This is a genomic window from Haemophilus sp. CCUG 66565, from assembly GCF_001679495.1.
GTDB lineage: Bacteria > Pseudomonadota > Gammaproteobacteria > Enterobacterales > Pasteurellaceae > Haemophilus > Haemophilus haemolyticus_K.
Window position 1 is genome coordinate 1 of sequence record NZ_LZOX01000013.1, and the last position, 21,874, is coordinate 21,874.

Annotated in this window: 8 protein-coding genes; all 8 read right to left on the minus strand. The window is 38.9% G+C overall.

The genetic code is table 11. The features are described 5' to 3' along the window. The coding region (locus A9501_RS03690) for a two-partner secretion domain-containing protein (RefSeq protein WP_065264942.1) at window positions 1-7,966 on the minus strand (7,966 nt) is incomplete at its 3' end. 61 nt (window positions 7,967-8,027) lie between these two features. After that, window positions 8,028-9,803, minus strand: a complete 1,776-nt coding sequence (locus tag A9501_RS03695; RefSeq protein WP_065264943.1) for a ShlB/FhaC/HecB family hemolysin secretion/activation protein — start codon at window positions 9,801-9,803, stop codon at window positions 8,028-8,030. Between the two features lie 181 nt (window positions 9,804-9,984). Beyond that, entirely contained in the window at window positions 9,985-12,450 is a 2,466-nt protein-coding gene (locus A9501_RS03700) for a glycogen/starch/alpha-glucan phosphorylase (protein WP_065264944.1), read from the minus strand. Window positions 12,451-12,690: 240 nt separating this feature from the next. Continuing rightward, window positions 12,691-14,121 (minus strand): glycogen synthase GlgA, encoded by a 1,431-nt coding sequence (glgA, locus tag A9501_RS03705; protein WP_048953678.1) that lies wholly within the window; start codon window positions 14,119-14,121, stop codon window positions 12,691-12,693. A 106-nt stretch (window positions 14,122-14,227) separates the two neighbouring features. Further along, the gene (glgC, locus tag A9501_RS03710; RefSeq protein WP_065264945.1) at window positions 14,228-15,529 is read right to left on the minus strand and encodes a glucose-1-phosphate adenylyltransferase; all 1,302 of its coding nucleotides are present in this window, start codon (window positions 15,527-15,529) and stop codon (window positions 14,228-14,230) included. A gap of 22 nt (window positions 15,530-15,551) precedes the next feature. Beyond that, window positions 15,552-17,528 (minus strand): glycogen debranching protein GlgX, encoded by a 1,977-nt coding sequence (gene glgX / locus A9501_RS03715; RefSeq protein WP_048953674.1) that lies wholly within the window; start codon window positions 17,526-17,528, stop codon window positions 15,552-15,554. A gap of 3 nt (window positions 17,529-17,531) precedes the next feature. Further along, on the minus strand, window positions 17,532-19,721 hold the full coding sequence (gene glgB / locus A9501_RS03720) for a 1,4-alpha-glucan branching protein GlgB (RefSeq protein ID WP_065264946.1): 2,190 nt from the start codon (window positions 19,719-19,721) through the stop codon (window positions 17,532-17,534). 9 nt (window positions 19,722-19,730) lie between these two features. Beyond that, window positions 19,731-21,821, minus strand: coding sequence for a 4-alpha-glucanotransferase (gene malQ / locus A9501_RS03725; RefSeq protein ID WP_065264947.1), 2,091 nt, complete (start codon window positions 21,819-21,821; stop codon window positions 19,731-19,733). Window positions 21,822-21,874 lie beyond the last annotated feature (53 nt).

Sequence of the window (21,874 nt, forward strand, 5' to 3'; positions counted from 1 at the left end):
AATAGCCATCCGCTCTTGTAACATCAGCTGCAGGACCCACCATTTTAATTGTCGTACCTGAAAGTAGCTTTTTAGCTTGGTTATCTTCTGTATTTAGCGCTTTTAATGCATTACTTAATGTTAATGTGCCACGACTATGGGAACCTAGGTATAAATCATCTTTACCATACTGCTTCATCATATTCATCGCTTGTAAACTTGAATTATCCATCCCTAATAGGTTTCCAAAAGAAGTTTCAAACATTTTCTCATAACCCGCCACTAAGAGCTCTGACAAACCATTTTTCGCTTTAGGATGGTGAACAAAATAAACATCTTTATATATCTTTTGATTTATATTGCCTGTTTTATCATCCCTGCCAGCAATGTAGTTTTGTACCGCAAATTTTGCGGCAGAATTACGATCATTAAAGATGCCATTAAATGCAACGACATATTTACTCTCTGTTTTCCCTGTTTTGGGATCAGTATAAGTAACTTTTTGTAATTGATTACGCTCTTGATCTGACAACTCATGCAATTGATAAATATTGCGTCCTTTACTTACTTGTTGATCATAGTATTCTTTTCGATTTACACCTTTAGCATCAGCTTCTTCATCTATTTTCTTCAGAATTTCTGGATCCTTTATAGGCTCTCCTTTTTCATCCACTTTATGAGTAAACATCCGATGCTCAGCTATAAACATTGTTCGATAAGCTTCATCCGTTGCGCCACCAACATTCTTCGCAAAACTCTGAATTGTTGCAACATCCTGTTCAACTTCTTTTTGCATTTTCGCATGATCTACTTTTTCAAGTTTATTTGCGTCTTGCTCTGTTGATTTTTTGATAGTCTCAATATTCTGTTTACCCTGCATACTCGCAATATTAAAGTTACCATCACTAATCACAGCATTGGTTGTACTCTGATTATTTTCACTTTGACTGCTATTGCTGGCTAAATTAGCTAGACCAATTTTTGCTGCAGCGTATAAATCTGTGCTATGAACATCATTTGTACCTAAACCAAATTTTACCAGCGATTGATTTGCTTTATTTGGATTTGCCTGTTCAAAGGTTTCGCCCTTTCTATCCTCACCACGATAAATTTTATTTAAAGCTTTATCCTCATCAGAAGTTTGATCACGATCTACAGAAAAACCTCCCATCAATCCCATCGCAGATGATTTCGCATTAGAATAATTTTGAATATTTGAATATTCAAAATCTTGTGCTGTCATTTGATTTTTCTCTTTTGGTGCACTTGAAAGAATAGCGCCACCAACAGAAGAAACTTTATTTTTTACATTGATATCATAACCATCATTACCTGCAAAAATTCCTGCCTGTTCATTTACACTCGCATAGTCTGTATTAACTTTCGACTTATTGAAACTACCACCCGCAGCAAAACCGTAGCCTACTGTCACACTAGCACTTGCATTCATTTGCTTACCGCGATAGCTAGATTTATCTTGCAAGCTTTCAATTTTCAGATTTTCTGCATCTAATTCGACACCTTTACCTTTAACTTGACTGCCCGCAAGGGTTACATCTCCACCTGCTTTAACCACAGTTTTACTTTGGCTATCTCCCACATGACTAGCAACATAAGAGGTTTCGTCACCATTACCGTAACCTTTTCCGTAATTACCGCCTGCAGTAAATCCTATAGCCGCACCATTACTCACTTTAATGGCTACCCCAGCATTAAAACCACTCGATTTATTAGTGCTGCGTTCTTGATGGTTTTGTTCTGCTGCTTTGATGTTTACTTGATTATCTGCCATCAAAGTCGTGCCTTGTTTACCAGAAATATCCGAACCTTCAATATTAATATTAGAATCCTTTCCGGCACCTGTCGCCATAATATTTACTTTGCCGCCAGCATTAACTTGGGATTTATAGGCTGTTTTTCCTTCAGTATGAGAGTGAGATTCGCTCTTCTGTTGACCATAAGTGATTTGTACACCGATCAAGGAGTCGACATCCCCTTCACCATTCATAAAATCTTTGACATCGGTTACAGCTTTTTTTCCAGATTGGTAGGCACGATAAGCCTCAAAGCCAGCATTAGCTGCCGACATAGTATTCACTCGGTCATGTTTACTATCGCCAACTTGTTTAGTGGATTCGATAGCCCCTTGTACTGCTTGAATAGCAGAAATAACAGGAGAGGTAATAGCAATAGTTAAACCTTTTTGCTCAAATTTTTGTTTGGTATTGGTTTCATATTTGTCATCTGCAGCTTTAATATCGACTTTTTTCGCCAGAATATTCACATCGCCGTCTTTGATTGCACTTACCTTACTCGCAGTTTGAGTATAAGTGTTTTCCGCAATCATCGTAGTATTACCGTTCAAGCTACCTACTTGGCTACCTTTCGCATAAAGCTTAGTCTGATCACTTTCTGTGGTTTGTTTTTGAGAACCAAAGGTTACTCCAATACCACCTCCCAACATGCCTGATTTTTTCTTGCTGTAATAATCATCAGAGTAGACTCGGTTCTCAGCTTCGCGAATATCAATGTTTTTAGCCTTCACCGTCAAACCATTACCAGCTGCTACATTTGAGCCCTGAATAGTGACATTACCTTTGCTTGAATGAAGATAAATCTTATCTGCATCTAAATTTGAGGCTTCCGCAACGTCATAATCGTGTTTATGTCGATAAACTTCTGTCGTTGAGCTTGTTAAACCTCTAGATTTACTTTTTGAACCACTAGAAAGCTGCTCTTTATAACGGGCTTCTTGGATATTAATATTCCCCTCAGACATCACATTCATAGTGCCATTACTGGTTACAGAAACGCCTCGCATTTCAACCGCACTTTTACCCACAGCATCAAGATTTCCAGTGACATTTAACTGACTGCCAACTTCTTGTTTTTGATCAAGCTTGTAATAATTATCAGCGTTAGAGACATAATGTTCTTTGTTTTGGGTTTCAATCGTGTCAAGATTTAATTTATCACCCGCTTGCAATGCCGCATCACCTTTAATATTAAAGTTAGCGCCTTTTACTGTGATATTTTCCGTTGCCATTAAAAGAGCAGTGCCTTTTTGCCCCTTATCAGCTGCATCTTTTCTACCCACATTAATTGAGGCTTGCTGAACAAGGGATTTGCGGTAAAAATTGCCAGTATCCTCGGTTTCACTCGTGCGGCTTTCTATATTAATGTTTTTAGCTTGAGCCACTAAACGCTCTTCTGCATTGAGTTCTCCACCGAGATTATTAAGAGTTTCTTTCGCTTTTAAGTAAAGCTCACGCCCTTGCAATTTTCCGCCTAGGTTTTCTATATTATTTGCCGCCAAATGGGTCAAATTACGCCCCGAAATAACTCCACTGTTTTGAATGTCGCCTTGAATATTGACAATTACATCGTTGGCTGAAATCACTGCGCCTCGACTATCAATATCTGCATTACGGCTCACTACATAAACCTGTGGTGCAAGTACTTCTTTTTTCGAACCATCTTTTAACGTTACTTCACGTTTTACCATCCATACCATATCTGAGGTGAGTTGTTTCATCTGCTCAGCCGTTAATGCCACGCCAGGGATCAAATTAAGTTTCTTCGCATATTGCGCACCATTATCCATCAAGGCTTTATACTGTTCATAATCAGATAAGTAACCTTGAAGGAAACGTCTGCCCGTGAGTTGATTGATTTGCTCATTTACTAAACGCTGTTCATAAAAACCGTCACCCAAACGCTTCAGAATATTTTTCGGATCGCTATGAATCTGTTTAAACATATAATCAGAACTTAGCCATTTAGATTTCTGAATAAAACGTGGATCAGTTTCCACTAGGTATTGACTAGATAGCACTGGGTTAATTTTGTAAAGGCTTGCCTGTGGCAATGAAATATCTGGTAAATGCGTTTTGATATCAAGGTTATCTTTATTTTTCATCACTCCAGACGTGATTGCTTCCAGGTTAACGCGGTGAACATTTAAATCTGTATTTAAAGGTGTTTTCTCCGCTAATGAAATGCCTTGGAAATCTGATTTATCCCCAACAGTTGTGCCAGTAGACTCCACCGGCTCACCTATTTTTAAAAGTTCCAGCCCAAATTTAAACGGTTCGACAGGTAATAGGCGGTCGATTTTTTGTTTATTTCGTCCATACACAGCCCAAACTTTTTTACCTCTCACACCATGATAACGATGTTCTTTTTTAATATCTGTTTTCAAACCGATATCTCGACGATGAATTTCACCATCAACATCAATATTATCAAGTTTTAGTGATCCTTGGCTTACTGTACTGACGGATTCCTTAATCGCTTTATCCGCTAAATATAAGGTGTCACCAATCACAATTCGGGAGTGTTTATTCGTATACTCCCCCCCTTCCAAATGTAAAGACTGCCCAATAAGCAATTTACCTGGATCTTGGTGTTCAATGGTATTTGTATCTGTGGTTCGAATGTAATCTTGTTTCAGCCAATTTTGAGCTGCCACAGCTTTACGTCCATCATTGAAACGAAAATATTGATTGCTATTATGACGACTATTATTAACATGATCTAAATAGCCCTCACCTTTTTCTCCTTCATTACTATAATAAGTCGCACTGCTATCAAACGGGGAATACGTAACAAAATGATTTTTAGTATATTTATGTCCTAACCTTAAATGTAAATCGTGGTTTAGCAGACGATGGGTTTTAATCCAACCACTTCCTAAAGCTTCAATGGTTGCACTACCGTTATCAATACTATTTGCGTAACCAGTTGCTTGATTATTTTCATTTAACTGTCCACCAATATAGATATTACCTAAACTCATAATAAGTGAATGGTTACGGTTTACTAAATTACCGACACCTAAATCAAGTCTCTCACGAGCAGCAATTGTCGCCGCTGTTCCGTCAGCATTCTCAAGGTTATTTAAATTGTTTGCTTGAATTGCAAGGTGTCCTCCATAAATACGTGCCGTACCAATGTTATTTACATCATTGGCTTTAATCACTGTGGTATCGCCATCAATTAAGCCAAAGTTATTTAGCTTATTAGTTTGAATACGTGTATTTATTGAAGAAATTTCTGCATTAGCACTATTTTGAATAGTAGATCCTTCAACTGATGCTGAATTACCTACCACAAGGTTGGAGTTATTAACAAAATCACCTTTTGTTTTAAAAGTAAGATTATTACCTACACCAAAGGCTTTATTTAGGGTAAAGCTATCATTTAACTCAATACCCAAATCTCCTTTTGTACTAATTGACCCCTCATCAACTAATGTTTTAGCTTGCAATGTCGTTCCAATCACTGATTCAATTGTCCCTAGTGCATTATTTACAACTAAGGTCAAATCTGGATTTACAATATCAACTCGACCAGTTGATAAAATCTCACCTTTTTGATTATCAAGAGATTGATTAACTGTAATATTTGCTGATTTTCCTGCATAAATACCACCAGATTGGTTTTCAATATGCTCTGCATCCATTACTAAATTAGCTGTTTGAATACCTTGAGTAGGAGTATCTTGCTTAGCTTTTGTATTTTTATTATTTACATTTGTAACATTTAACACTAAACGATTTGTTGCACTAACCAAAGAGCCTTTATCACCTTCAGCTTGGTTATCAAGTGCGGTCAAATTTAATGTTGAATTCACACTTTGAACAATGCCACCTTTGTTATTTAAATTTGTACCAGATAATGTTAAATCCTGAGATGAAATGACACCTTGTGCATTATTTATTGCAGCTGAAGAAATCGCTGCTGTTTTCGCTGAAATATCACCTTGTGTATTATTTAAATTTTGGGTTTGAATCGTTAAATCAGACTCTCCCTGAATCACTCCTTTAAGGTTATTTAAATCATTTGCAAGCAATATCGCACGAGAAACCGATGAAATAATGCCATCTTGGTTGTGTAAATTTTCTGTTTTTAATGATAGTTCACCTTGGCTATAAACAATACCATGTTGATTATTAAATTGATTAACTGATAAATCTGCGCGATTTCCGGCAATCAATTTTCCATCTTCATTATTAACTTGCTGCGCAGTCAATAAAACTTGACCACCTAACATTTCACCTTTCTGGTTATTTAATGTTGAGGTACTAATATCAAGACTATTTTTTCCAAATAAATAACCAGATTGAGACTCTATATGTCCTGCATTTGTGTTAAGTTTCACACCTTGATTTGACCAAATCACACCTTGATTATTTTGAATTAACGGACTTTGAATAGAGATCAACCCTTCAGCAGCGATTTTCCCTTGAGTATTATCTAGCCCTTTTTTTAAATTCAGTGAAAAGGCTTCTTTACCACGTTGAATCCAGCTACTCTTCTTATTATTAAGTTGTGCGGTATCTATCGAAAAATGCCCTGCATTTAGGTTAGTATTCTCCGCTAGAATAGCGTCTGGACTGATTAATGTGGTATTCTCCTCACTGTATAATGTTGCTTGCTTCAAATTTAAAGGTGAGTAAGTAGATTGGAAAGCAATACTATCAGCTGTTGATTGACTTTCAGATAAATCAAGGGTACCTGCTTTAGCATTAATTTGACCACTCGCTAGATGCTGAGCTTTAGATGAAACAAAATTTTCAGCTGAGAGCGTAATGCTAGCACCTTGGGCACTTTGACTATCTAATGAACGAGTCTCACCTTGTGTAGTTTCTTGAGCAGTTACACCTGCGGCAATTAACGCACCTTTACTAGCCTCAATATTCTTCGCTTGGTAAGCAACATTACCCTTCACTACAGTTTCACCTGTTTGAGTAACTTTATCCTTAGCTTGAACTGAGATCCCGCCCTGACGCGAAACAATCGAACCATGTTGTGCTACATTAGCTTGAGAGCGCAATGATACATTACCTTGCTTAGTTTCAATTTTCCCAGTATTCTCAATTGTTTTCTTTGCACTGAGCTCAGCTTGTTGTGTCGAACTGATAGTACCACTATTGACAATTTTCCCTTGGCTATCAATCTTCACCTCACCTGCAGCAGCACCAATATGCCCCGCATTACGTACACCGAGGCCTTGACCGTTATCCACTAAATGGATTTTCTCAGCATACATCCCGCCTAATTGGCCCACATCTACACTGTAAGCTTGAGCTTGGTCATTTTGGCTCTCTGAAGTGCGGTCAGTTTCGTTTGTATTTTTATCACCGACATAAACCACTGAATCATTGGTGCGGTCTACTTTATTTTTACCTGTGGTAACCTTAACTTTATTACCCCACACACCACCTTTGATTTCAGCCTTATCTGCAATAATATCAGTGTAATCTGCTTTAGAGGTATCCATCCCCTTTTGACCTACTGAGACCTTTCCTCCTTGTACGCGATAGCCTTTTAATTCACCATTTTCAACTTCTGCCTTACCCGTAGTAAACGTTGCACGCCCTGCATTTATCACACCACAGCCATCGCATTGGATACCACTTGGGTTCGCAATCACCACATCTGCTTTTTTACCCGCTACTTCTACATAACCTTTTAAACGGCTTGGATTCGCTGAGTTAACTTCATTCAAAATCACTTTCGCTTCACCACGAGCAAGATTCGGGTTACCCTGCACCCAGCCTGCCATCTGAGTTTGAGAGGCTTTACGAGCATTGTTTAATACAGCCCCTTTCTCCGCCACATCAAATTGTGAATATTGGTTACGCGATACTCCAGCCTGACTTGGTGCTTGAATATTAACTTGTGGGATGCCATTACCCGTTTGTAATACTGTCGGCTGTTGATTACCTGGGGCTGATTTATCTGCACGAATAGCCATATCTTCAGCTTGAACTGAAGGTGAAAGGAACACAAAGCCTAATGCCAACATCAAGCTAAAATGAATAGGGTTGAGTGAAAGTGCGGTTGAAAATAATCCTGTTTTTGCTGGCTCTGAACTCATATTCTCACTTTGTGCCTTACCTTGTGATTTGGCAAGTTCAGATACCACAACAAGTTGATTTAATACACGACTAAAAATAACTTTGTAATGACGTTTATTCATGTTCTCAATTTCCTTTAAATTTTAAATTCTGTCTAATTTCAATTAATCTGATAAATACGTATTAAAAACGGTAACTTACATTAAATCCGGTAGTCACATTACTGGTTCTAAATCCTTCTGGCTTTTTAATCGGTTTACCTACGAAATAATCATAGTTAATTCCCCATAATTTGCCTCTAAGACCAATCACCCCACCAATTAGGCTACTTCCTACTTGAAGCTCATCTTGACTAGAATGTACTTTACCTTGGTCTATACCTAAATAAAGCTCATGCCCTTTATTAGCAATATCCCACCCAAATTCATTACGCCATAACCAACCTTTTTCACCCGAAAGCGAAAGCTCACCATCAAATCCTCGTACGGTATAACGCCCACCAATACTAAATTTATCTTGTTGAGTTAAAGGTGTGCGATTCCATTGACCATTCCAACTAGTATTGAAACGAAATGGTTGATTACCCATCGTAAATGGATACGTTAAATCAAGTCCCGCTGTAATAATTTGCATGCGTGAAGTCCCTTCACCAAACGCTTCTTCTGGTGCAGGTAGCGCTTTATTACCGCCTGTACCACGCTTGTAACCAGCAAAAATCTGCAAAACAAGGTCGCTGATGTAGTGAGTATGATTAATCCCCACTTCCCAACCTGCTGTTCGACGACGTTGTACTTCAACTTCTGTATCATCAATATAGTTATGAGATTTTTTCGTCCATAATGCACCATTGATATATGTTTTATGTTGACTACCACGAGAGAGTAAGCGACTTAAATTCACTTTCATTTGTTGACTTTCGCCAGAATAGACATAAGACTCAAAAGCCCCTGCCACTGTTTGATGATAAGAATATTTAGAGCCTGAAAGAGTTAAAAGGTAGTTTCTCCAAGGAATAGAATAATAGAGTGTTACATTTTTACTACCATAATCGCCTTCTGCATCGTCACTATTACGCTTAAAGCTACGCGTACCACTGATATAGAACATGTCGTTCAGTGTTAACACATTATCCCAAGAAAATGTTGCTGAGCCCTGTAAGCGACCTGTTGCTTTGCTACCTGAATCATCTACACCTAAAGTTAAATGAAAAGGCAATGTCTGTTTATAGGAAATCACAATATCGGTTTCCCCTACATTTTCACTTGGTACAAGCTCCATATTGGCATCAGCACTTGGTACACGTTTTAAGTTTTCTAATCCTTGCTCAATATTGCGTACATTTAACATGTCCCCTTGTGACATTGGCATAGCAAACCACAGTGTACCGCGTGTCGCAAATGGAATAGCACTTTGGTCTTGTAATTGAATACGACCCACTTTACCGGGTATCACCGTTAAAACTAACACGCCTGAACGTAAATCTTGCGGTTCAACTACAACACGTGTTGTCACATAACCTGCATCAATCAAGCGATTTTGAATACGACGAAGTAATACGTTAATCCCTTCTGAACCAATACAAGCCGGTAGCGCAAAATCACGTTCAGCATACACTGATTTTAACGCCCAAGAAAATTGGCTAGGTTCAGCAAGTTTAAGAGGAGTTGTGGATGAAGTGGATTCTTCAGCTTGATAGTCTGTGAGTGCTAATTGATTGATGGGAAAACATTGTGCTTCATTTTGTGGAAAGCTAGGAGACGATTCTTTTTCTGCTTCTAAACGCACATTCGCTGATTGCGTTTGCTGGGCTAAAATAGCCGCATCCTGTTCCGCTTGTTGCCTCTGTTGTTTGGCATCGATTTGTTTTTCTAAATTGGCATTTGGTGAGCTTGGCGCCGAAAAACCAAAAGGAGAAATAAATAATAAACTAGAAAGAAAAAAGTGTGAGGATTTTTTCATTGTTACCCTAAAGATAAAGTTATTAATAAATTATGGTTGATAAGATATCAAAATCTATTTAAAAAGACTATAAAGTTTACATCGGTAATTTCTGTTATTTTTCATTAGTTTAAATATAAAAAAATCTGCATCAAACTTGTGCTTGATGCAGATAATTTACTTATTGGCTATGAATATAAAATTAATCACCTAATTGAACAGGCCCAACTTTCCAAATTCTCTCTGCGTACTCTTTAATCGTGCGGTCAGATGAGAAGAAGCCCATATTCACGATATTTTGAATAGTGCTTTCAATCCATTGGTCGCGTTGTTTGTATTTTTCATCTACAGCTTTTTGAGTTTCTACATAACTACGGAAATCAGCGAAAGCTTGATAATAATCGTGATATTGCAAGCCTTGTAATAGTTGATGATAACGTTGAGGCTCTTCTGGTGAGAATTTACCCTCAATAATTTGATCCACAACTGTGCGTAATTGAGCATCGTTTTGATAGTATTCAAATGATCGATACCCTTCTCGACGAAGTTGCTCAACTTGTTCCACAGTGTTACCGAAAATAAAGATGTTATCTTCACCCACGTTTTCCAAAATCTCCACGTTCGCACCGTCAAGTGTACCGAGTGTCAATGCACCATTTAAGGCAAACTTCATATTACTAGTACCAGAAGCCTCTGTACCTGCAAGTGAAATTTGCTCTGAAATATCCGCTGCTGGAATAATTAACTGAGCAAGGCTTACGCTGTAATTTGGAATAAATACAACTTTTAAACGGCCTTTCAAACGTTCATCATTATTGATGACATTAGCAACATCATTAATTAAATGGATCGTTTGTTTCGCAGCATAATAAGCCGAAGCTGCTTTACCTGCTAAAATAAATACGCGCGGTTGCCAATCTTGTTCAGGATGAGCAAGCATTTCATTGTAGCGAGCAATAATATGCAATACGTTCAACATTTGACGTTTATATTCATGAATACGTTTGACTTGAACATCAAATAACGCATGTGGATCAAGTTCAACACCTAATTCAGATTTCACGTATCCCGCCAATTTCACTTTGTTCGCAAATTTAATATCTGCAATCGCTTCTTTAAATGCTTTTTCTTGCGTAAATGGTTTAAGTTTTTCGATTTGACTTAAATCACAACGCCATTCTGAACCAATGTATTTATCGAATAAGTCTGCCAATTGTGGATTCGCAACGGCTAACCAACGACGAGGAGTAATACCGTTTGTCACATTGGTAAAGCGTTCTGGGAAAATACGAGCAAAGTCTGCAAAGGTTGAAGTCACCATTAAATCGGAATGAATTTCGGCAACTCCGTTAATTTTGTGTGAACCTACCACGGATAGCCATCCCATACGCACTTTACGTTGATAACCTTCTTCAATCAATGAAACACGACGAATAAAATCGTTATCCGTGGTGACGTAAGAACGAACATACTCTAAGAAATGATCATTGATTTCAAAAATCATCTGTAAATGACGTGGCAAGATTTTTGCCATCATTTCCACTGGCCAAGTTTCTAATGCTTCTGACATTAAAGTATGGCAGGTGTAAGAGAAAATATTACGCGTCATCTCCCAAGCTTTTTTCCATTCGAAACCTTCGTCGTCCACTAAAATTCGCATTAACTCAGGAATTGCTAAAGCTGGATGTGTGTCATTTAAATGAATTGCCACTTTATCAGCCAAGTTTTCAAGGCTATCATGGGTGCGTTTGTGACGGCGTAAAATATCTTGAAGTGATGCAGATACTAAGAAATACTCTTGACGTAAACGTAATTCGCGACCATTCCAAGTAGAATCATCAGGATAAAGTACGCGAGATAAGTTTTTATTTGCGGAGTGTTCTTCTAATGCTGCTAGGTGTTCACCACGGTTGAAGTCTGCAAGATTAAATACTTCACCTGCATGAGCAGACCATAAGCGTAATGTTGCTGCAGAATTGTTTTGATAACCCGGAATCATTTGGTCGTAAGCAAGCGCAGTCACTTTTTCGGTATCTTGCCAAATACATTTTTTGCCTTCGAAATGAATGTTTCCACCAAATTCTACGGTAAAGCGTTTAGATGGACGAATGAACTCCCAAGGTGCTCCTTTTTCAAGCCATGCATCTGGGCACTCAACTTGCTGACCATTTTCGATTTTTTGGCGGAACATACCATATTCATAACGAATCCCGTAGCCCATACCGGGTAAGCCTAAAGTGGCGATAGAGTCCATAAAGCAAGCAGCCAAACGACCTAAACCGCCATTACCCAAGCCAGGATCAACTTCTTTTTCCAACACTTCTTCTAAATCCACATTTAATTCAGACAAGGCTTCTTGTGCTAATCCATAAATACCTTCTGCAATCATGGCATTAGAAAGGGTACGTCCAATTAAGAATTCCATTGAAAGGTAGTAAACACGGCGGGAATCTTCCGCTCGAGTTTGACGCGCAGTGGTGATCCAACCCTCTGTTACTAAGTCACGCACAGCGTGGAGTGTTGCGTTAAGCCAATCGCGTTGGCTCGCTTCACGCGGTGATCGACCAATTAAAAAAATAAGCTTATAAACAATTGATTTTTTGATTGCCTCAACAGTCATTTGTGGGCGATTGTATAGGAATGGAGAATCAAAATTATCCATTATCATAAGTAAAACCTCGGTTTGAATGTTAAAAAATTATCTATAATAAAAGAGATGTTGATTTAAAAATTCACGCACATTTCAAAAAATCAATCGAAATAGACCGCTCTTTGTATCCGAGAACCTTTATACCTCTAATAAATTCGTTCAAATTTTATGCTTATCTTGTCGAAAAACAAGCACAATCACAGAGCTTGCAACAATAATCTACAAACAGACTATTGCTCTTAACGTTTATAAATAAAACTACAAACGTTCATAAAGTGCACGATATTGTTCTGCTGCTTTACGCCAGCTGAAATCTTGCGCCATCGCATTCGCTCGTAATGCTGACCACACTCTCGTTTTTTGCCAAATATCAAACGCTTGCTGAATGCTTCTGCGTAAATCTTCAGCGGTAGCTTGCTCAAAAACAAAACCAGTTGCCGTGCGATCTTTAATATTTTCAGGAGTGCTATCCACCACCGTATCGGCTAAACCACCCGTTTTACGAACAAGAGGCAGGGTGCCATATTGCAAACCATAAAGTTGTGTTAAGCCACAAGGCTCAAAACGGCTTGGCACTAAAATCACATCACCACCGGCCACTAATAAATGTGACAGTGTTTCATCATAACCAATTTTGACTGCAACATGTTGTGGATAACGTTCAGCAAGCTCACGAATACCTTGTTCAAAGTGCGGTGCGCCAGACCCTAAAATCATCAACTGGCCACCTTGTTTTACAATTTCATCCGCACTTTCAATCAATAAATCCACGCCTTTTTGTTCGGTTAAGCGGGTTACCATCACAAATGCCAATGCATTTTCATCTTGCGGTAAATTAAAATAAGCTTGCAGTTCAGCTTTATTCTGTTTTTTACCTGCCATATGTTTCAATTTGTAACGATGCTTAATATATTGATCGGCATTTGGATGCCAAATATTTTCATCTACACCATTAAGAATCCCTACTAAACGCCCTTGAGATTTTAAGCCAGAAAGTAAACCTTCCAATCCATAGGCAAATTCAGGTGTTGTAATCTCTTTGGCATACGTCGGGCTCACTGCAGTGCTGGCATCGGAGTAAAATAAGCCTGCTTTTAAATAGGAAATCTGTCCAAATAGCTCTAAACCATCAACATTAAACATGCCTGCAGGCAAGCCAATTTCAAATAAATGCTGATAATGAAATTGTCCTTGATACGCTAAATTGTGGATCGTAAATACGGATTTTGCTGGGCGACCTTTATTAAATAAGTAAGCGGCACATAAACCTGCATGCCAATCATGAGCATGAACCACATCTGCACGCCACCAGCTATCTAAACCAGTAGATAATTCAGCGCCAACCCAACCAAGTAAGGCAAAACGTTTATAGTTATCACCATAATCATTATAGTAACAATCGTGATATGGATTCCCCTCACGCGCATATAAATGTGGTGCATCGATTAAATAAACACCTACACCATTATATTCGCCATAACGCAACACAACGTGTCCCGCAAAATTATCAAATTCAGCAACAACTTGTGTATTAGAAATACCTGCAGAAATCGCTGGATAAGCAGGCAATAAAATGCGTGCATCAAGTCCTATTTGATTTTGGGCTTGTGGCAAAGCTCCTAAAACATCGGCTAAACCGCCTGTTTTAAGGAGCGGATAAAATTCAGAGCAAACGTGTAAAACTTTCATTTAATTTTTATTTTCCCTATAAAACATAAATAATGCTCGATCAATTTCCCTCTTTAGAAAAGAGGGGGTTATAAAGTGCGGTCAAAATTAACCGCACTTTTCATCATCAATCTAAATGCTCTTCAGATACGACTTCTTCCCCTTCTAATTTTTTCAGCATTTTCGGGGTAACTAAAATCACTTTACCGGTTGAACTGATACGGAAACGTTTTTTATCTTCTTCCATATTCACACCAATTTCCATGCCATCTGGAATGATGCATTCACGGTCAAGAATACAGTTTTTCAATATACAATTCTTACCGATTTGAACTTGTGGCAATACCACACAATGATCCACTTTTGAAAAAGCATCAATTTTCACGCGATCGAATAGCACGGAATTACTGATAGAGGCATCAGTAATCACACAACCACCGCCAATTAAAGAATTATCGACTGGATGAACATTTGAATTTTTGTAGAAGAATTTTGACGGATAAGCTTGAATTGGATTACCGCGAATTGGCCAACTTTGATCATAAATATCAAGCTGTGGATTTTCAGAGACTAAGTCAATATTAGATTGCCAAAAGCTATCTAATGTACCCACATCACGCCAATAAATTTCACCTTCAGTATTACGTCCCATGCAAGAACGGCTGAAAGGATGCGCATAAAGGGTTTCTTCTGCTAAACATTTTGGTAATACATCTTTACCAAAATCGTGGCTAGTTTGTGGTGTATTGACCTCTCTCTCCAACATTTTATAAAGATAATCCGCATCAAATACATAAATCCCCATTGATGCTAGTGAAATATCGGGTTTACCTACCATTGAAGGCGGATCTTTTGGTTTTTCAACAAAGGCTTTGACTTTTAAATTTTCGTTTACTGCCATGACACCAAATTCATGTGCTTCAGAGCGTGGTACTTCAATACAGCCCACCGTACATTTTGCACCGCTATTCACATGGTCCATCAACATGACGCTATAGTCTTGTTTGTAAATATGGTCACCCGCCAAGATCAAAACATATTTAGGGCGATAGTGATCACGAATAATCGCCATATTTTGATAAACAGCATCCGCAGTACCACGATACCAAGTTGAATCATCAATTTGTTGGCGTGCGGGAAGCATATCAACAAACTCCCCTTTTTCTTGTGGTAAGAAAGACCAACCTGTTTGCAAATGACGAAGTAAAGAATGTGCTGCGTATTGAGTCACTACCCCAATTCGGTTCAAACCAGAGTTAATACAATTAGAAAGTGCAAAGTCAATAATACGGCGGTTACCACCAAAATAAAGAGCGGGTTTTGCGCGTTTATCCGTAAGTTCATGCAAGCGTGAACCACGTCCACCCGCAAGAATAAGCACCAAAGTATTTTTAACTAAATCATATTTGTTAAGGTCGCCAGCTTTCATAAGGATCTCCATAGTCTTATAGTTATTCGTCACTCAGCATACAAAAGCCCATTGAGCTAAGCTCTGCTTGTTGTGCATCGAGGGTTAAATTATGTGTGCCGATTTGAGGTTTCCATTTTCCATCGGATAAATGAAAAACCTGCCCTTCGGCTTTGGCATTAATCAATAAAAGACAATGCTTATCTAAAACTACTTGTAATGCTTTGGTTTGTTGATTTTGCCAATTGTCAACTGTCATCTGGTTACCGTGAATGTTAAGCCATTGCACATTGTCACCTGACCACCATTGATTCCGGTTTAAACTACCAATTTGCTTACGCGCTGCAATCGTTTGCTTGGTAAGTTCAAATAATTCCTTGTTAAAATTTGCCCATTTCAGCCAAGTAATTTCGTTATCTTGGCAATAGGCATTATTGTTACCATATTGAGTGTTGCCGAACTCATCACCCGCCAAAAGCATAGGTGTGCCATTCGCCAGCAATAAACTCATTAATAATCCGCTTTGTGCAAAAGTGCGGTTATTTTCCACCGCACTTTTTTGCGGCTCAGAAAGGGATTCAGTAGAACCTTCTACCCCATGGTTATAACTGTAATTTTCGTTGCGACCATCACGATTTTCTTCGCCATTCGCTTCGTTATGTTTTTGGTTATAACTCACCAAATCTTGCATGACGAAACCATCATGAGCAGTAATAAAATTAAGCGTTGTGTGTGGCAAGCGATCATTTTTCTTAAATAAATCGCTAGAACCCGCAAAGCGTTCTGCAAATGCGCCAATTTCACCACTTTTCCATAACCAAAAACGGCAAAGATCATCACGAAAACGATCATTCCATTCTGCAAAATAATTTGGGAAATTTCCGACTTGATAACCGTAATGTCCTATATCCCAAGGCTCTACAATCAATTTAATATTTTGTAAACTTGGCTCATTTCTTATGTCAGTAAAAAGTTGAGCTTGTGGATTAAAATCGGGTGTATCACGCCCGAGCACGGAGGCTAAATCAAATCGAAAACCATCAACATGACAGTGTTCAACCCAATAACGTAAACAATCTACGACCCATTTTCGCCCAACATCAGAGGATAAATTGAGCATATTGCCGCAGCCTGTCCAATTGATATAACGCCCTTGATCGTTGCGCCAATAGTAAGTTTGATCATCAATGCCACGCTGGCAGAATGTTGGGTAAGTTTGCTCTGATTCTGCGGAATGGTTAAATACCACATCTAAAATAACTTCAATGCCCTCTTTATGAAACGCCTTCACCATCGCTTTAAATTCAGCTAATGGATTATTTGTTGCCGCATATTTAGGTTCCACCGCAAACATGGCTAAGGGATTGTATCCCCAATAATTTTGTAAGCCTCGTGCCTGTAAGTGCGGTTCATTTATATAAAAATTTACAGGCAGCAATTCCACTGCTGTCACGCCTAATTCTTTTAAATAAGCTAAATTGATAGGATGACTTAAGCCCGCATAGGTGCCCCGTAATTCAGCGGGAATCTTGTCGTTAAGTTGACTAAAACCTTTAACGTGCAATTCATATACAATGGTTTCCGCCCAAGGCGTATTGGGTGCAGTATCATTTTCCCAATCAAAATCTTCAGAAATAATCACCGCTCTTGGCGCAATATGAGCATTATCGCGATGATCATTCATTAAAAACCAAGAACGACTTTCTTCGCTACTTAAATCAGGTTTACCATTCACGGCTTTCGCATAGGGATCGAGCATTAACTTATTCGGATTGGCATATTCACCATTAATGCGGAATCCATATTCTGTCCCAACCTCAACGCCTGCTACAGCTAAATGCCATACATTATTTGTGCGAACCATAGGAAAGCGCGTTTCCTTATCCCCATCAAACAGGCAAAGTTCCACACCACTCGCTGCAGCAGAGAACAGTGCAAAATTAGTCACCTTCACGCCATTCTCGGTAAATATTGAATAGCCCATTGGCGCTGGTTTGCCGTTGTTATAAATCGTAAACATATCTTACAAATTGTATTTCAAATAAACTGTCGCCAATGGTGGAATAGAAATCGAAATAGAATTTTCTCGTCCATGGCTTTCAATTTCTTCACTTGTTACATAGCCGAAATTGCCCACGTTAGAGCCTTGATAATACATAGAATCAGTATTCAGAATTTCTTCATAAGTGCCTGCAACATTTACCCCAATACGGTAATTATGGCGAAGCACAGGAGTGAAGTTGCTGATGACGATAATACGCTCACCATTTGAGCTGCGACGTTCAAAAGCAAATACAGAATTTGCCGCATCATCAACGACAAGCCAATCAAAGCCTTCAGGTGAATAATCCAGTTCAAAGAGCGGTAAGTTTTCTCGGTAAATATGATTCAAGTCTTTTACTAATTTCAATATGCCTTTATGCCAGCCACCACCGATATTTTCATCAAGTAAGAACCAGTCCAAACTTTCTTCGTAATTCCACTCACGACCTTGAGCAAATTCATTACCCATAAAGAGCAATTTTTTACCCGGATGGCCCCACATATAGCCGTAGTAAGCACGTAAGTTCGCAAATTTTTGCCATGCGTCTCCTGGCATTTTATCGAGAAGTGAATATTTGCCATGCACCACTTCATCATGGGAAAGCGGTAGCACAAAATTTTCGCTGTATTGATACATCATCCCAAAAGTCATTTTATTGTGATGATATTGGCGGTAAATTGGGTCAAGCTGCATATAGGCGAGCGTATCGTTCATCCAGCCCATATTCCATTTGAAATTGAAACCTAATCCGCCGTTTTCGCTTGGGTGGGTTACGCCAGCAAAAGAGGTAGATTCTTCCGCAATAGAAATTGCTCCCGCCATTTCACTGTGAATTTTCCAGTTGGTATGTTTTAAAAACTCGATGGCTTCTAAATTTTCACGTCCGCCATATTGGTTTGGAATCCACTCACCTTCCGCACGGCTGTAATCGCGGTAAATCATCGAAGCCACGGCATCCACGCGAATACCATCTACACCAAAACGTTCAAGCCAATACAGTGCATTACTGGATAAGAAATTTTTGACCTCATTACGCCCATAGTTATAAATCAAGGTATTCCAATCTTGATGATAGCCTTCGCGAGGATCTTCATGCTCATATAAAGCCGTGCCATCAAACGCGACTAAACCATGGGTATCACTTGGGAAATGCCCTGGCACCCAATCTAAAATCACGTTGATGCCTGCTTCGTGAGCACGTTTTACTAAACAGCGGAATGCCTCAGGTGAACCAAAGCGACTGGTTGGAGAATAAAGTCCAAGTGGTTGATAGCCCCAAGAACCATCAAATGGAAATTCAGAGAGCGGTAAAAATTCTATATGGGTGAATCCCATATCTTTTACATAAGGAATTAATTCATCAGCAATTTGATCGTAATCTAGCCAAAAATTATTTTCTAAATTACGACGCCAGGATCCTAAATGCACTTCATAAATGGAAATCGGTTGATTCGCTTGATTTGCTTGACGACGTTGTTCCGTCATTTCCACCACATTTGGTAATGCACTGACTTGCGATGCTGTATCAGGGCGAAGTTGCGAACTAAAGGCAAATGGATCGGCTTTCAAACGCAAGTTTCCAAAGCAATCAATCAATTCAAATTTATAAAGCTGACCAAGACAAACTTTCGGTAGGAATAGTTCCCACACACCGCTTTTCGGGTGGAAACGCATTGGGTGGCGGCGACCGTCCCAATAGTTAAAATCGCCCACGATGGAAACCCGTTTCGCATTCGGCGCCCACAAACGGAAATTCACCCCGCTCACACCATCACATTCCATAAAATGCGCACCCAGCACTTCATACGGGCGGAGCATCGAGCCTTCAGAAAGCAGCCATTGTTCTAAATCATCAATCATAGGATGAAAACGATAAGGATCTTCGACTATTTGCGATTCATTGCCCCAAAAAACCTGTAATTGATAAGCAAAAAAATGACGACAATTTGGAATAACACCAACAAAAAAGCCACGCTCATCGACACAATCCAGTTCCGTTATTTCTTTACCACTTTCACGCTCAATCACCACCACTCGATTGGCATCTGGCAATAACGTACGGATTTCAATTCCTCGCTCAGTTTCGTGCATACCAAGCGTAGCAAAAGGATCGCCATTGCTCGCATCAAAAAAACCATCAATAATTGCTTGTGTTACTGCGGTTGTCATATTTACTCCTTATACATTTCGCCCTTGGTTAATTTGCACAAAGAACGTTTTTAAAGCTTCATTGCTAAAAATAAACTCTAACAGTTGAGCAAGTTTCTTACACCAATTTGGGTATTCATTTGAGGTGCCCGGCAAATTAAAACTGATTTCTTGGCTAAGTAAATTTTCTAATTGCACACCAATCAATCGGCTGTTACTTTCCGCTAAATAATGATGAATCATTCGGTTTAAATGATCATGCATCGCCATAGAAAGCGCATCACCTTCATAATGCGGTGGTAAATAATTATCACGATGTAAACTATTTAATAAGGCTTGTTTATCCATGACGCGTTGATCATATTTTTGCTTGAGCACTTCCCCATTCAGAATACCGAGTTGATTAAATAATTCTAAATCACGGCAATGCCAAAAACTTTGTAATGAGGGAACATCATGCGTGCCAATGGTGGCATAAGCATTTCGAGGATAATCAGATATAAGAGGAAATTCGCCATTTCGTTGGGCAAAATACAATACAAAATAAGAGAAAATTTGAAACTCGTTTAATTTCCACCGCACTTCATCAGGCACGGTGCCGAGATCTTCACCAATAATTAAACATTCATTACGTACACTTTCAATGGCAAGAATCGCCATTAATTCATCAAAAGGATAATGAACATAAGCGCCATCAGCTGCGTTTTTTCCTTCTGGAATCCACCACAAACGGAATAAGCCCATAACATGATCGATGCGTAGCACACCGAAATATTGCATATTGGCACGTAGCATATCAATAAATGGTGCAAAGCCACGTGCTTTTAGCACGGTTGGATTATAAGGTGGCAAATTCCAATTTTGTCCAATAGGGCCTAATGGATCAGGTGGCGCGCCAATAGAGGCATTTACACAATATAAATCTGGATCACTCCATACATCAGCACTGCCACGAGAACTATTCACAGCTAAATCGCCATAAATACCCAATTTCATACCAGACTGTTTACAAAGATTTTGTAATGCGGAAAGTTGTTCTTCCGTAAGCCATTGTAACCAAGCAAAAAATTGGATTTGCTCATGGTGTGTTTTTAATAGGGCTTTTCTTTTTGCCGCACTTAAATGTTGCCATTCCTTACGCCAGCCAAGCCAACCGATGCTATTTTCTTCTGCTTGATGGTTAGCGTGTTCTTGTAAATCTAATACATTAAATAGTCCCTGTAACAACAAAGGTTCACCTTTGTTTTTTAAATAATCAGCAAAGATTTTTCGACGTGTCACAATTTCAGCGGATTGACTACGTTGAAAGAAATCAAACAGGGATTCAAGTGCGGTTAATTTTAAAGCCAATATTGAAGAATAATCGACGCAATCACTTTCACGCAAAGCACCAATTTTTGCTTGAATATCCTCACGCTTAAACCAATTTTGCACTGAACGGCAACGCTTAAATTCTGGTAACTTTGGAATCGCCAAATATAAAAAATTCAACCAACGACGAGAGGATGAACTATAAGGACTAGCCCATTTTGGCACGGCAGGATACGGCAAATGTAATGGATTAATTCCCACATAATCTGCGCCTAATTTTGCACTTTGTTCGATCAAATAACCTAAATCACCAAAATCGCCAATGCCCCAGTTTTGTTCTGAGCGTAAACTGTAAAGTTGCACATTAACGCCCCACACTTTTTTATTTTTTAATACGGGTGGTTGAAACGCTGTTTTAGGAGAAATAAGTAAACGAATGATGTAATGTTCAGTATCGGAAAAAATAGATAATTGATAATAGCCAAAAGGAAGTGGAGGCAAAGAAAGTGCGGATAAATTTGAAAGTGTTTTTTCTAACAGAATAGCATTAGATTCATCAATCAGCTGATAACGATATTCACTGGCAGGCGGCAAATCTAGACGATTGAGTCGATAATCAATCGGTTCATTTTCAAATGCAGCCAGTACATCGTCAAACTGTCCTTTCGCTTTTGGCGGAGGCTGCAAAAGCTCAACAAAAGTTGAAACCGTCTTTTCATCTGCGAAAATAAGATGTCCATCAATATCATAATGAGAAAGCGCGATACCGCATTTTTCTGCTTTTTGTTTGAGAGAATCCGAGATTTGCATAGACACCACATGACAACTGTATAACTCTTGTTAGGGATTATAACCAAGCTGAA